The organism is Microbulbifer aggregans (genome assembly GCF_001750105.1).
In the GTDB taxonomy this organism is placed as follows: Bacteria; Pseudomonadota; Gammaproteobacteria; order Pseudomonadales; family Cellvibrionaceae; genus Microbulbifer; species Microbulbifer aggregans.
This window is the reverse complement of record NZ_CP014143.1, coordinates 2,635,141-2,649,594: the sequence shown is the minus strand read 5'-3', so window position 1 is coordinate 2,649,594 and position 14,454 is coordinate 2,635,141. Positions and strand designations below refer to the sequence as shown.

Below are 14,454 nucleotides of genomic sequence, written 5' to 3'. Positions count from 1 at the left end.
TTATCGCCCCTGCGGGGCTGGGACGGCCTTCCCGCTGCTTCGCAGCTCCAAACCCGCCCCAAAGCCGGGCGTTTGTTTTCGGACATATGAGTAGATATTTTCTAGTTATTACTATTTTTCTTATTAGCTGCTCCAAACCTGATTTCAACCAAGTCATGGATGAGGCAATGAAAAACGAAAACCTTAGATTCTATACAGTCACGAGAAGCGATATAAGCAATATCTACCGCCAGTTAGAAAATAACGGGCGTAATGGGTCGTGTGCAATATTTGCTTTTTTTCCTGATATCGAAGATTCGAAGAATCACGTTGAGCTGCAATATTGCATTGAGAACGATGTAGTAGGATTAGATTGGGTATTATTGGGAGATATTAAGACTAGGGATAAGGAAAAATTCCTTTCTTTTTCACGTGAAAAAGGCTTTTCTGTGAAAGCACAGGAAATGAATAATATAAAGTACTTCCGTGTTTCATCTGGAGATCTTGTTGGCCTGATGAACGGAATTATATCCAACATGTATGGCGTTTCAAAAGATCGAAAAATGGAGTTGATCGCGGGTCGCTTTGAAGTAGTTGACCTTAACTATTCTGCACATGAGTTGTACAGTCCCTATTACATGGCCCAGTAGCGAAAAACTTAACAATGTAATGCAGCAGACCCCTTACTTTGTGCATTTTTTACACGGTCGCTGCGCTCCTATTTTCGTGCAAAAAGCACTCAAATTAAGCCGGGTCTGATTTCGGCGTTAAATTTACATCTATGATTCGAGCTATTTCCTCTCTGGTTGTCGTGTTGTTAATGCTCTTTGCAATGGCGCAGTGGATGAATGCTTCGAAGAAAATAGCTGTTCTGGAGAAGCTTTCAGAGATCGAATCCGCAAAGTCATGTAGTTTGGCCGGCGGTACGATTGGTCCAGTTTGTATGAGCGGCTTCCAGATGTGCATTGTTCAGTATGAAGATGCCGGTTCACCCTGCATTACTGGATCGCAGTGCGAGGGAGAGTGCCAGGTTACAGAGAGTGACTGGGGTAGCGTTTTCGCAGTCGGTAGTTGCTCAGAATCCAATGACCCCTGTGGTTGCTGGGCAAACGTAGAATTCGGGTTGGTTCAGCAGGGTATCTGCAGCGACTAGAAATTTAACAAACGGCTGTTATCGCCCCTGCGGGGCTGGGACAGCCTTCCCATGGCTTCGCCACTACAAGTCCGCCCCAAAGCCGGGCGTTTATGCGGTAAAACAATGAAACAATTTTCAGAGTTAGCGATAAAAATATTTGCGGCATATCTAGCTCTTAGCAACTTAGGAAACGTCATACCCTTGTTCTTCTCACCTGCTGCATGGGGTACTCAAAGTGACGTACCCATCTGGCCTTTAATTGGCTGGTTGGGTATCCCTCTGATGGTTGGTTTTGTTCTTTGGTTTTCGGCGTCAACCATTGCACAAAAAGCAATCGGCAACGGCGAGGAAGGCACGTCGCTATCTGAAGGCGGCCTAGTAGCAGCAGGTACGTTTCTTATCGGGACTTATTGGGCATTAAGGTCAGTAGGGGTTGTCGTCGGCCAACTATCATCCGTTGGTACCGTGAATTACGGTTACATCATGGTATTTGCTATTTCATTACTCCTGATATTTGGTAATAAAGCAATCACCAGAATGTATCGTAAACTACGCACTGTCGGAGTGACCACATAACAAGCGGTTGTCATCGCCGCGAAAGACGCGGCTGGGACGGCTTACGCTACGCTCCAGCCGCCCCTAATTCGGGCGTTATGTACTGATCCTACCCACGAACATCCGCTTTAACAATGACCAGCTCAGTGCCATCCAAGCCGGTTGAAATGAAAAGACTTGCTACAAACAGGGACACTATGTGGACGCTAGAGCCCGCAGTCGGTTGTATGAACAAAAACCACGGGCTTTGCAAATCAGGCGAGCAACCCTAAAACGTATAGGTCAACGCAGTAAAGCCCTTGATCACATAGTCCTCATCTACAATCGGGCTGTCGGTGATCTCGCTATCCAGATTTTCCCACGCCACATTGAGGGCAATGCGCCAGTTCTCGGAAAGCTCCCATAACGCACCAACGCCGGCCTCAACAGTGATACTGCTGCCGACATCGTAAGCCGGTCTCCCCGGCAGTGCGGCCGATTGCGGCACGCCGAAGTCGTAGTCGGCGAGACTGCTGCTGATCCAGTTCACCCCCAGGGCCGGGTTCAGGCGTATATTGCCGAACTGGAACCCCCGGGAGACACTCGCCACTGCGTTGCCACCCCCACCGACGTTATCGAGCACGTCGTTTTCGTAGCCGAGATCGAACTCAATGCCGTACGGCCCTTCATAGATCAGACCAATCCCCAGCATCACGGTGGAGTCCCGGTCGCCAAGACCTTGCAGGTTGGAGCTGTCATCCTCTTCATAGGCGCCGACCCGATAAGAGGCAGTCACGGCCAGACGCAGACGGTCACTACCGGCGATGCCGTAGCGCAGATTGGGGCCGACCCACTGCAGCCGCTCACCGAAATAGGTAATGGCTGGAATCACCTGGACCACGCTGGTGTCCGATCCCACATAGGGGCTGCTGCGACCAACCGCTCCCAGGCCGACGCCCCACTGGCCGGCATCACCGAGTACGGAATAGAGCTCAATATCGATATAGTTCGCCCTCCCCTCTTCCACGGAAAAGCTGGCGCGCTGAAAACTCGGCGGCCCCTTGGGCTGGTAGTTATTGGACAGGCCGAGCGGTTCACGCGGAATACCGATAAAGCTACGGTCCAGCGCACGGTTGTTATTCTCATCCACATAAACCAGCACTGCCACCTGCCCGGCGGGTGCGTCGGGAATCAGGTAAGTCTCACCAGCCTGAATTGCATAGCGCATCTCACGCGCCGGGCGGCGGAAATCCCCAAATGCATCTGGACTGTCATAAACCTGCAACACCAGTGAGCCCTCGGGGGGCGGGTTTTGCAGCCGTACGGTGATTTCTGCCGCAGTCGCTGATGAAAACCTGAACAATGTGAACAGTGCCAGGGCTACGAGCAGTGTCTTCATGGATGTGTGTCTCCGCACTGAAAGAACCGTTTTTGAAGGTGGATTGTGATCAGTACGCGCATCGCAACGAAATAGATGACGATGAGCACGCCTTGCTACTCTAATCGCTCACGATTTATCCGCCTGTCATACCTTGTGAGTATGTCGGCATCGAGAAACACCCGGTGCGGGAATGCGACCTGAGCATAACAGCCTAGCAGGATCGTTCCGGTTAACTCGCTCCCACGGTGCCACTCCGGTGCTGCCTCTTGCTGGCTCTGCCCGCAGTAGGCTCTGCATCGCTGCCTGCGCAAAGCCCCTGCAAATTACAGGGAATTTTTCGCTCCCGGCTTACGGCTCATCCGTGGCAAACCGGTGACCGTAACTATTTCCCATAACATTTACCCGCCTGCGCGCGGATGACAATTGTGCGGGCTGGCAGGTAAGCTGGGGCGCGAATAATTTCAGGCGACTTACCAGAGCGGATGGGAGAAAACTTGAACTCAGTAATCTCGTTGGCCAGCAGTTTCCCCCGGAGCGGCCTCCTGGGCATGGCCTTTATGATGCTCGGCACCCTGCCCGGTTGCGAAAGCCGCGATCAGGCTGGAGGCGACAATAAAAAAGACCGGGCGCAGCCTGTCGTGACGCAGTCCGTCGACTGGCAGCCGCGCCAGGTACGAATCGAAGCGGTGGGGACCTCCCGGGCAGCCAGGAGCGTGACCCTGTTTCCGGAAGTCACCGGTGAGGTGGTCGAGGTGACCCTGAAAGCGGGCGACAGGGTCAAGGCCGGGCAGACTATCGTGCAGCTGGACGACCGCGACCAGCGCCTGGCGGTCGAACTGGCACGAGTGGAATTGCGGGATGCCGAACGGCGCTACGGGCGCTATCAGCGCACCCGCGAATCCGGCAGTGTCACCGAAAGTGCCCTCGACGATGCCCGCAGTGCCGTAGAGCGTGCGCGCATCAACCTGAACCGGGCCGAGGTGGCGCTGGATTACCGTTCCATCGACGCTCCTTTCGATGGTCATATCGGCATCAGCGATATCGACCCCGGCGCCCAGGTGGACCCGTCCACCGAAATCACCACCATCGATGACCGCAGCAGCCTGCTGGTTTCGTTCCAGATCCCTGAACTGTTTCTCGGCCAGATTGCCGAGGGCCAGGCCATCGCGGTCTCCACCTGGGCCAGCGGCAGCCCGCAGCACCAAGGTGAAGTACTGGAGATCGACAGTCGCGTAAATCCGCAGACCCGCACCTTTGACGTGCGTGCGCAGGTGGACAACACCGAAGACCGGCTGCGGCCGGGTATGAGCTTCCGCATTACTCTGGACCTGGCGGCGGGCCGCTACCCGGTGGTTCCGGAGGTCGCGCTGCAGTGGGGTAATGACGGCGCCTATGTGTGGGCCGTCGATGGTGGCACGGTCAGCCGCGTCCCCGTGACTGTGGTCCAGCGCCTGCAGGGCAAGATCCTGGTGGAATCCGGTGCGCTTCCGGAAGGCATGTCGGTGGTGACCGAGGGCACCCAGCGGATGCGCGAGGGCCTGCCTGTTGCCAGCATCGCGGGGTTGTAAGCCATGACTGCCCCTGCTGACGACAAGCTCGCAAACGAACACTCCCGGAGCGACCTGGCTGCCCTTGCCATCCGTCGCCCGGTACTGGTGCTGGTACTGAACCTACTGATCGCCATCGCCGGAATCGCCGCCTTTACTGCCGTCGAGGTGCGAGAGCTACCGGATGTGGATGTGCCAGTGGTCTCGGTGCGTGGCGAGATGCGCGGAGCGTCGCCGGAAACCATGGACGCCGAGGTCACCGGCATCGTCGAGGGCGCGATTGCGCGGGTGTCCGGCATCCGTACTATCGAGTCCTCCAGCGAAGAGAACAATTTCCGCATCCACGTGGAGTTCAACTCCAACGTCGACCTCGATACCGCCGCGGCGGACGTGCGCGAGGCGGTAAGCCAGGCGCAGCGGGAGCTGCCCGACGATGTGGAGCGGCTGGTGGTGGTCAAGGCCGCGGACCAGCCGGAACCGGTCATGCACCTGGCGGTGACCAGTGACCAGCTCCGCGATGAGGCCCTCACCTACATCATCGAGAAGGACATCGTTCCGGAGCTTATCTCGATCTCCGGCGTAGCGGATGTGCCCATATCCGGCCAGCGCCAGCGGGTACTGAGGGTGGTGTTGGATCCGCTGCGGCTCACCAGCTTCGGCCTCTCCGTCAGCGATGTGGCCGCCGTGCTCGAACAGGCACCTCTGGATGTACCGTCAGGCAGCTTCCGCTCCGAGGACCAGCAACTGCTGGTACGTACCGATGCATCGACAGTCACTGAGGAGCAGGTGCGCAACATCATTATCAGCGGCCAGACCCGGGTGGGTGATGTCGCCCATGTGGCGTTCGGCCCCGAGGACGTGCAGTCGCTGGTATACCTGAACGACCGCCCGGTAATCGGCCTCGGTATCGTGCGCCAAGCGCAGAGCAATACCATCGAAATCAGCGCCGCCGTGCACCGGGCAATCGAGCGACTGAACCAGCGCTTCGACAATCTCGATATCACCGTCACTGAAGACCGCGCCGTGTTTATCCGTGGCTCGGTGACCGAGGTGGTCATCAGCCTCTGTTACACCATCCTGATCGTGGTGGCGGCAATCTGGCTGTTCTTCGGCAATATCCGCACCACCCTGGTGCCCAGCACTGCGATCCCGGTCGCCCTGGTCGGCACCCTGGCCGGCATCTGGCTGATGGGCTTCTCGATCAACATCCTCACCCTGCTGGCGATTGTGCTCGCCACCGGGCTGGTGGTGGATGATGCCATCGTGGTGCTGGAAAACATCCAGCGTCGCCGGGCCCAGGGCCTCGGTGCCAGGGCGGCCGCCGTGCTGGGTACACGTCAGGTGATCTTTGCGGTGCTGGCCACCACGGCGGTGCTGGTGAGTGTCTTTATCCCCATAGCCCTGCTGCCGAGCACTGCCGGGCGTATGTTCCGCGAGTTCGGCCTGGTGCTGGCCACGGCGGTGGCGCTGTCATCGGTGGTGGCACTGACCCTGGTGCCCATGCTCACCGCCCGTCTCGCCGACAACGATGATACCCCCCGTGTCCGGCCGCTCTATGATCGGCTGGCCCGGTTCGGCGGGCGTGTCGGTGCGGCTTACCAGCACAGCCTGGCGCGGTGCCTGCACCATGCCCGCCTGAGCTTTGCCATCGCGCTGCTGCTGGCCATCGGTGCCGGCGGTCTCTACCTGGTACTGGGCAAAGAGTTGCTGCCGCCGGAGGATCGCGGCCTGATCCGTGTGGACGCCACCGGTCCGGATGGCGTCGGGCAGAATTACATCAGCCGCCAGGCCGAGCAGATCGAAGACGTGCTGCGACCGCTGGTGCAGCGCGGCGATGCCACCGACATCCTCACGGAAATCGGCCGCTATGACCCCAACCGCGCCCGTGTCACCCTGCCGCTGGCGCCATGGGATGCCCGACAGGCCACGCAGCAGGCCCTGGCCGGGGAAATCGCCGGCCCGCTGGCAGAAATTCCCGGAGCGCGCATCCGTGTCAGCAGCCCCAACAGCCTGTCCCTGCGCGGTGGCGGCGGTGGCATCGAGGTAGCGCTGGTGGGCAACGATTACGCGCGTATTTATCAGGCCTCCCGGGACATGGCCCGCGCCATCGAAGACCGCCTGCCGCACCTGGGCCAGCCGGACATCAGTTACCGCCCGACCCAGCCGCAGCTTTCGATCGAAATCGACCGCCGCCGCGCGGCAGATCTCGGTGTCCCCCTGGACAATATCGCCACCACCCTGCGCGCAGTGGTCGACGGCCTCGATGTAGTCGACCTGAATGTTGGGGACCAGGCGGTGCCAGTGATGCTGGAGGCAGCCAACACAACGGTTTCTTCGCCAGAGGACCTGGTGAACCTGTACGTGAAGAGCCGCAACGGCGACCTGCTGCCGCTGTCGAGCATGGTCACCCTGCGCGAGGAGAGCGTCGCCGCCGAGCTGGATCGCTTGGGCCAGCGCCGCGCCATTGAAATCGATCTGGGACTGGAACCGGGCTACCCGCTGGCCAGTGCGGTCGACGAGCTGCGGGCACTGGCGAAAGAAATTCTGCCGCCCGACGTAGGCATCCTGTTCCTCGGCGAAGCCGAAACACTGGAGGAGAGTTCGCGGGAGGTGGCGATGACTTATGCCATCGCCGCACTGGTGGTATTCCTGGTGCTGTGTGCGCAGTTCGAGGGCTTCGGCAGTGCCGTGATCGTGATGACCACCGTGCCCTTCGGCCTGGCTGCAGCGGTCTACTCTCTGTTCTTCACCGGCACCACCGTCAATATCTTTTCGCAGATCGGGCTGGTGATGCTAATCGGGCTGATGGCCAAGAACGGCATCCTGCTGGTGGAGTTCGCCGACCAGCTTCGGGACCGTGGCCACAGTGTCTATGACGCCATTACCGAAGCGGCGCGGGTGCGCCTGCGCCCGATTGCGATGACCATGCTGTCGACGGTACTGGGCGGCCTGCCACTGATTCTGAGCAGCGGCCCGGGTGCCGAGGCCCGCGCTGCCATCGGCTGGGTGATGTTCGGTGGCCTCGGCCTGGCGGCGCTATTCACCCTTTACCTGACCCCGGTGGTCTATCTGGCCCTGGGCCGTTTCCACAAGCCGCGTTCGGTGGAGTCCACACGGCTCGACGCGGAGCTGCAGGCCATCCGCTAATCACCCCCACCGATGCTCCCGCCACCGAGAATGGTGGTCGGGAGCAGCGGGGCGCCCCAATGCCGGGCGGCCTGCCCGCAGAGCTCCGGTTCCGGGCGCTGTTATTTCAACTGCTCTCGTTCCAGTTCCTCTTGCTCCGATCGCATGAGGTCCGCACGCAGGGCCCTACCCAGCAAGGCAAAATACTCGGCAAATGCCGCGTTGATGCGCCGGCGATGCTCGCCACTCGGGTAGAGGCCCATTTTTGCCTCAGAGGTTGCTTTGGTGCCGGCGACGAGGAAGTTGTTGCTGATACTGGCATCCTGCACAAAGGCCTCGAAGGCGCGTGCGCAGAGTTCAGCCGGCTCGCTGTAGTAGACACAGCCATTGGCCTTGTCGACCCGACTGGAGATGCGGAACAGCTCACTGGGCTCCTCGCCCTCTTCATCCAGCATGATGGTGCGGAAACAGGCGTAGAGAAGGTCATTGAGGGGATGAACCACCGGAGTCGCGTCCCGCAACCAGGCCTCGGAAGCAAACATGCGCCCGGGGGCATCGGTAAAGGCCTTGCCGGCGAGGTAGTGGTCCAGTGCATGGAACCACTCGTGAGCAATGGAGCCCGGGCCCGCGTTCTTGGCCAGAGAGAAGCTTCTGGAAGCCGGCTCGTAGAAGGCGGATATGCCCGGACGGCCGCCAATCCCATACTGGAACGACAGGGTTCCGCGCAGGGAGATCAGCAGTTCGGGGCCCCGCAGGATCGACATCAAGTCGATGAGGGCGTCATGGAAAAGCCCGGCGGCACGATCCCGTTCTGCCTGCGTCACCCAGCGGCCGATACTGATGGAGCGGAAACCGAAGGTCCTGCGCACATCGGTAAAAGTAACCGGGTGGAGATGATTCAGATTCGGTCCGCGGCGGTAGAACTGTCGGGATAACACGGTCAATGGCGCTTTGGTTCAGAGTTGGACTGCAGCATAGAGCTGTACATGGATACAGCAGCCATTGTGCAACAGTGGGCAAGTCGGTGGCCAGAGGGCAGTTTACGACACCAGGGGCTCCCAGAAGCGGCTGAGCCCATTCGAGAGCGCCTCGCCATCACTGCATACCTTCACTTGCCAGTGTTCCGGGTACAGGGCGCGGTAAAAGGGATCGGAGAAACGGTAATCGGCCAGAATCACTACGCCGCGGTCGGATTCAGTGCGGATCACCCGCCCGGCAGTCTGCAGCACCCGCGTCATACCCGGGTAACGGTAGGCAAAGTCGAAACCTGTGCCACCCAGGGCTTCACTCCCGCTGTCGTAGGCCGCACGCAACAGTTCCTGCTCCTCGTTGACCTGTGGCAGCCCCACTCCCACCAGGATGGTTCCCACCAGCTGCTCGCCCACGTAGTCGACGCCTTCACCAAAGACACCACCCATAATGGCGAAGCCGAGGCTCTGCCGGCCCTCGGTAAAGTGCTCGAGGAAGGCCGCGCGTTCACTCTCGCTGGCGCCGGATTGCTGCAGCACCAGATCCACCTGGGGGAATCGTCCGGCAAAGTGGTCCGCCACCAGCTTCATAAACCGGTAGGAGGGAAAGAACACCAGGTAGTTACCCGGCCGGCTGCCATAGACCCGCGCCACCATGTCGACCAGCGCATCCGTGGCACGATCCCGCGCCCGGTAGCGGGTGTCCACATACGGGCAGAGAAAGACACCCAGTTGCTGTGGGTCAAAGGGCGATGGCAATTGCAGGTAGGATGACGCACTCTGAACACCCAGTTCGCGGGTGACGTAGGCCGGGGGCCGCAAGGTGGCGGAAAAGGCAATGATGGCGTGGAACTGGCGATACACCTGCTGCAGGTAGTCTGCTGCATCCAGGCAGAGAAGCTTCAGCTGCTGCTCTTGCCAGGGCGCATCGCGGTCTCGCACTCGCGTCAGGCAACGATGTTGTTCTGCAGCCAGCTGCTCGATACACAGGAAGCGGTAAAGGGCTTTCAGCCAGTCAGCGATATCATCGGGTGCTGACTGGCCCTGCTCCCACAACTGGCTCACCACGGTTGCCACCTTGTCGGCGGCTCGGCTGACGGCTAGGGGGCGCGAATCCGACTCCGCCAGTGAGGTCACCCACAGTTCAGTCTTGTCGTCGCCCGTTACTGCTAAACGACTGCCCTCTTCCCGCCGCTCGGCAACCCACTTGTCCAGAGCCAGCACCAGCGACTGGATACTGCGGCGCAGTGTCGGATGGGTGCCTTTACAGGCCGACGCTGCCCGACGGCTCTCACTGCGGTTGAGCGCGGCCGTGAACATGCCGCGCGCCCGGTCACCCAGGTTGTGCGCCTCATCGACCAATAGAGCGCGGCGCTGGGCCCGGTCCTGCAGTACATTCAACCGCACCAGCGGATCAAAGACATAATTGAAATCACACACCACCAGGTCGGCCCAGGGGAGCATCTGCAGGGACAGCTCGAACGGGCACAACTGCAATCGGTCGGCGACTTCTGCCAGCACCTCGGGGGTCAGCAGTGGTTCCCCCAGTAACTGATGCCGCGCCTCGGGCAGGCGGTCGAAAAAACCACGGGTACGGGGACAGATACCATCCGCATCGCGACTGCACAGCCCCAGCGAGCAGGCACAGGTTTTTTCCCTGGCCTGAATTTGCAGCAGGGACAGGGTCAATCCGTTTTCCTGCAGTCGCGCTATCGTATCCCGGACGACCTCCCGGCCGGAGTTCTTGGCGGTCAGGTAGACCAGCTGATCCACATGCTCCTCGCCCATGGATTTGATCGCCGGGAACAGGGTGCTGACCGTCTTGCCAATACCGGTGGGCGCCTCCACCACCAGCTCACCGCCATCACGGATACAACGATAGGCCGCCACCGCCAGTGGCCTCTGCCCGGCACGGTAGTCGGTGAAGGGAAATGCCAGCACCCGGGCAGACTCACGCACGCGCTGCCGGTGCTGCTGCCAGCGGCGGTGCCACAGGAGGTACTCCCGCAGGGCGTCGCTGGTGAAGCGCTCCAGCTCACCCCAGTTGAACTCCCGCAACTCCGGATAACCCTTCTTCTCTTTCAGGTTGTACCAGAGCATCTGCAGGGCGATGCGGTCGCCAGTGGCGGCTTTCTCTGCTTCACGGCGCTGCTGCAGGAGATAGCAGAAGCCGTAAATTTTCAGCTGTGCCCAGTGCAGCTGGCGGGCCGACTCCGGCAGGTGTTCCGGCGGGCAATAGGTGGTCTTGATTTCATCCAGCTGCACGGGCCGGTGCAGGTCGGTTTGCGGGTGCAGGATATCCACGCGACCGCGCAGCACGACGGCCTGCCCATCACAATGCCACTGCACCTGCAGGAGGTACTCGGCTTCGCTGCCCGGTGGGCGCTTTTTCTGCAGTTTCTGATGGACGCGGATACCCTCCTGGGCCGAGGGGCCGCCAGTTCGCTCACCAACCAGGTCGCCACGGCGACAGGCAAAAGCCACCAGTTCACCCACAGAGAGTTCCAACACCGGGAGGTCCTTTGCCTTATCGTCACTTACGGTGTTCTCGACCGGATCTACCTCACTCACGGCTGCTGCCATTCCACGTGTAGGACACGGTGCGGAATCTGGTGACGGGCAAAAAACGTCAACCAGCGCCGTTGGTTTTGCTGCAGGCGATCGCCCGGGCCCTTCACCTCCACCAACTCATAACTTCCCTCTGCCGGGAATAGGATCAGGTCCGGCAACCCGTTGCGATGGTGTTCGATATCGTTCAGCAGTCGCCTGAACAGCAGCTGCCAGTGTTCCGGCGGAATTCTGGCCAGAGCCAGTTCCAGCAAGGACTCAGAAAGCGCTTCCCAGGCCACCAGCGGATTGGCGATTCCCCATTTTTCGCGGTAGTTCGACCAGACCCGGCGGGCCAGATTGTCATTATCCAGTTCGGCCAGGCGCACCTCGAAAGCCTCCCTGCGCATGGGATAGAAGTCGGGGGTACGGAAGTCACTGGGCGCGGCCTGAAAGGGATTGAAGAAGGCCCCGGGCGTCGCTGAAAACAGGATGTCCCACACGTAGAGTCCCAGAACGCCGTTGAACAGACAGTTTTCCACGTAAAAACACTGATCGGACTCAACCTCTGCGGGTGGCAGCCCGCCCTGCAGGTAGAGCGCGGCCAGCCGCTCGACGCGATCCGGTTCTGGCGGCAGGGTGACGGTCTCAGTGGGTGGCTGGTAGCGAGCCGGCTGATCCCAGCCCGCGAGGCGCTTTGCCCGCTTGGCCGTGCGGTAGCCAAAGCTCTCGGCAAAAATCTGCTCGGCCTCGTTGTGGGGTGTCGCCAGGATCTCCTGACAGAGACTCAAGGCGACATCGACCTCTCCGCACTGGGCCGCAATCCGCGCCCGGCGCTCCCGGGCTGGTGGCCGGCTGCACTGCCGATACAGCTGGTCGGCCGCCTCGAACGCCTCCAGTCGCTCCAGCTGCCGGGCGAGGGTCAGGCGCAGGCGGTCCAGGCGCCGGTGCAGGGTCGCATCCCCCTCGCTATGCGCGGGTAGCTGTTCCGCCAGCGCAACGATCGCCTCCGCGCCCTCCTCCATCGCCGTATCCAGCTGCTCGAGACACGCGTAGTAACACAGGTGTTGCTCTACCTGTGTGCGGCTCTGGAAAGGCAGGTGTTGTCGGTCCAGGGGGTAGCTCTCAAAACGATACAGGCCCAGGTCACGCAGCACATAATCGGTCAGGTCCTGCCGCAGGTTGCCAAAGAAACACAGCTTGAAGGTGTCAAAATGGTCTGCGCCCTGCACGGCGAGCACCGCGTCATCGGCGAGGAGCACACCCAAACTATCCACCTCATCTCCACCCCGCTCCAGAAGCGCCTGTTCCAGAGCCTGGCGCTTCAGGGTTTTGGGTAGGGTTGTGGGGCTAGAGGCCAATAACTCGGCCTTGCTGTAGAGGGGCAGGATCTCTGCAAGGGGCAATGCTGGATCACGCAGTAACAGGCCCGCAGAGACCAACCGATCCGCGGCGCCGGTCAGGTCATCGATTTCCACGTAGCTCAGTTTGCCGAGGCGAAACAAAGCGCCTGCTGATGAGGGCACCCCTTTGCGGGACAGCAGTCGCACATACAGCCGCTGGCTGTTGATATCCATGGCCCGGAAGGCACGGTAAAACTGACGCTCATCGGCAGAAAGCAGTCGCTCGTAGCGGGCCACCACAAAGTCCACCAGGGCACGAAAGTTGGTCAGATAATAGTCAGGGGCGAGTTCGACGACGGCGGACATTCTCTACTGCTCAGCATTCACGGCTGTTCTGAAAGCGGGTTTTCAGATTGATGGGGGATGCCCCAACCGGGCTAAAGGACACTACTGCATATTTATACAGAAGTCCCCGACCGCGAACAAACCCGCGCCGCGACTGACTAGCCAGCAGTACACGCACCCGCCCAGCAACACCGCCGGACAATATTTGACCAGGCACTTACCCTGAGCCCGAGCGACTCGGAAGCTTTTATTGGCGGTCGCAAGCACTGAGGCTGGGTTTCAGCAATTGCCAATGAAATGGCGTGGCAGTCGGCGACATCGTTCGAATAGCTACAAGCAACTCTGAACAAAATCGTTGATCCCTTCGATTCAATTGCAAGGAACTCACTCCCGGGAAACTCACCCAAGTTCAATAGCCATCGATAGCTAGCACTGATACCTCCTTGCAGCTGGCGCAGGATTATTTCAATGAAGCTGACCGGTAGCGCTGATTCGGACGCAGTCTTTCTGTCGACGATGATGAATGACAACTTAAGCCGCGCTACAGGGTCATAACCCCTACCGACAATTGCTCACATCGGAACAGGATACAGAAAGCCCTATTCCCTGTTGGCCGCTAGTCGTTGATCGTTGAACTTCCGCCCCCAGCTAAATATGCTCAAACCTCAGTTCAAATGCTTTGAGGTAAGAAGCGACGGATCGACAAGTGCACTGACAACCAACCGAGGATCAGAATCGATGTCTCTACGCATCAATGACACCGCTCCAGATTTTACCGCCGACTCCACTGCGGGAAAGATTTCATTCCATGATTGGATTGGCGACAGCTACGCCATCCTGTTTTCTCACCCGAAAGATTTCACCCCGGTCTGCACCACAGAGTTCGGCGCCGTCGCCCAACTTGCGCCAGAGTTTGCAAAGCGCAACACCAAGGTGATGGGTGTATCCGTAGACAGTGTGGAAGAGCACCAGAAGTGGAAGCGTGACATCGAATCCTTTGCCGGCGCACAGGCGGATTTCCCGATCATTGATGACACTTCTTTAAACGTTTCCAAACTGTACGACATGTTGCCGGCCGACGCCTACCTACCTGATGGTCGCACCCCTGCCGATAGCGCCACGGTGCGCACGGTCTTCATCATTGGTCCGGACAAGAAGATTCGGCTGACAATGTCATACCCCATGTCGGTAGGCCGCAACTTCGCCGAGATCCTGCGAGCCCTGGATGCTGTGCAGGCCACAGACGGAGTACCGATTGCGACACCGGCAAACTGGGTTCCTGGCCAGGACGTCATCGTCGCCCTGAGCCTGAACGATGAGCAGGCAAAGGATAAATTCGGCGAGATCGACATCAAGTTGCCCTACCTCCGTTATACGAAAGCGCCGGGCAAATAAGCTGCCGATTGGAATCCGACCGCTGAAAGTGAGAGAAGACCGGGGCAAGCTTTGTCCCGGCCTTTTTAAACCAACCCTCCAGGCCTCGGCATCTACGCGCAGTGAGGGTGATCTTCAGCCAGCCCCCGTTCAATTCGAGCAGTAGAAGAAAGCG

9 protein-coding genes are annotated in these 14,454 nt (G+C 59.6%); 5 read left to right on the top strand and 4 right to left on the bottom strand.

The genetic code is table 11. The annotated features are described in order from the left end of the window. The first annotated feature begins 167 nt into the window (after positions 1-167). Together AUP74_RS11485 and AUP74_RS17230 are read left to right on the top strand one after the other, a co-directional pair. On the top strand, positions 168-629 hold the full coding sequence (locus tag AUP74_RS11485; protein WP_145924386.1) for a hypothetical protein: 462 nt from the start codon (positions 168-170) through the stop codon (positions 627-629). A gap of 554 nt (positions 630-1,183) precedes the next feature. Beyond that, the gene (locus tag AUP74_RS17230; protein WP_145924385.1) at positions 1,184-1,690 is read left to right on the top strand and encodes a hypothetical protein; all 507 of its coding nucleotides are present in this window, start codon (positions 1,184-1,186) and stop codon (positions 1,688-1,690) included. 247 nt (positions 1,691-1,937) lie between these two features. Here AUP74_RS17230 and AUP74_RS11480 read toward each other — a convergent pair whose 3' ends face one another. Then, complete coding sequence (locus tag AUP74_RS11480; protein WP_069947688.1) at positions 1,938-3,047, bottom strand: MipA/OmpV family protein; 1,110 nt, start codon at positions 3,045-3,047, stop codon at positions 1,938-1,940. 476 nt (positions 3,048-3,523) lie between these two features. On the opposite strand from AUP74_RS11480, the gene AUP74_RS11475 reads away from it, so the two are divergent. Then, positions 3,524-4,597, top strand: a complete 1,074-nt coding sequence (locus tag AUP74_RS11475) for an efflux RND transporter periplasmic adaptor subunit (protein WP_158514566.1) — start codon at positions 3,524-3,526, stop codon at positions 4,595-4,597. 3 nt (positions 4,598-4,600) lie between these two features. Continuing rightward, positions 4,601-7,723, top strand: coding sequence for an efflux RND transporter permease subunit (locus tag AUP74_RS11470; RefSeq protein WP_069947686.1), 3,123 nt, complete (start codon positions 4,601-4,603; stop codon positions 7,721-7,723). A 101-nt stretch (positions 7,724-7,824) separates the two neighbouring features. Here the strand turns inward: AUP74_RS11470 and AUP74_RS11465 are convergent, their stop codons facing one another. From AUP74_RS11465 to AUP74_RS11455, 3 genes are all read right to left on the bottom strand, one after another. Further along, positions 7,825-8,640, bottom strand: coding sequence for a CLCA_X family protein (locus AUP74_RS11465; RefSeq protein WP_226999942.1), 816 nt, complete (start codon positions 8,638-8,640; stop codon positions 7,825-7,827). 102 nt (positions 8,641-8,742) lie between these two features. Next, positions 8,743-11,241 carry an ATP-dependent DNA helicase gene (locus tag AUP74_RS11460; protein ID WP_226999775.1) on the bottom strand — a complete coding sequence of 833 codons (2,499 nt, stop codon included), beginning with the start codon at positions 11,239-11,241 and terminating at the stop codon, positions 8,743-8,745. After that, the gene (locus AUP74_RS11455) at positions 11,238-12,926 is read right to left on the bottom strand and encodes a VRR-NUC domain-containing protein (RefSeq protein ID WP_069947683.1); all 1,689 of its coding nucleotides are present in this window, start codon (positions 12,924-12,926) and stop codon (positions 11,238-11,240) included. Before AUP74_RS11455 ends, AUP74_RS11460 begins: the two co-directional genes overlap by 4 nt. Before the next feature lie 717 nt (positions 12,927-13,643). Between AUP74_RS11455 and AUP74_RS11450 the strand changes: the two genes are divergently transcribed. Beyond that, positions 13,644-14,300 carry a peroxiredoxin gene (locus tag AUP74_RS11450; RefSeq protein WP_069947682.1) on the top strand — a complete coding sequence of 219 codons (657 nt, stop codon included), beginning with the start codon at positions 13,644-13,646 and terminating at the stop codon, positions 14,298-14,300. Positions 14,301-14,454: the final 154 nt, after the last annotated feature.

Excerpts from the sequence above, each read along its gene's own strand:
- AUP74_RS11485 (WP_145924386.1), top strand. The coding sequence starts at position 168 with ATGAAAAACGAAAACCTTAGATTCTATACAGTCACGAGAAGCGATATA.
- AUP74_RS17230 (WP_145924385.1), top strand. The coding sequence starts at position 1,184 with ATGGCTTCGCCACTACAAGTCCGCCCCAAAGCCGGGCGTTTATGCGGT.
- AUP74_RS11480 (WP_069947688.1), bottom strand. The coding sequence starts at position 3,047 with ATGAAGACACTGCTCGTAGCCCTGGCACTGTTCACATTGTTCAGGTTT.
- AUP74_RS11470 (WP_069947686.1), top strand. The coding sequence starts at position 4,601 with ATGACTGCCCCTGCTGACGACAAGCTCGCAAACGAACACTCCCGGAGC.
- AUP74_RS11455 (WP_069947683.1), bottom strand. The coding sequence starts at position 12,926 with ATGTCCGCCGTCGTCGAACTCGCCCCTGACTATTATCTGACCAACTTT.
- AUP74_RS11450 (WP_069947682.1), top strand. The coding sequence starts at position 13,644 with ATGTCTCTACGCATCAATGACACCGCTCCAGATTTTACCGCCGACTCC.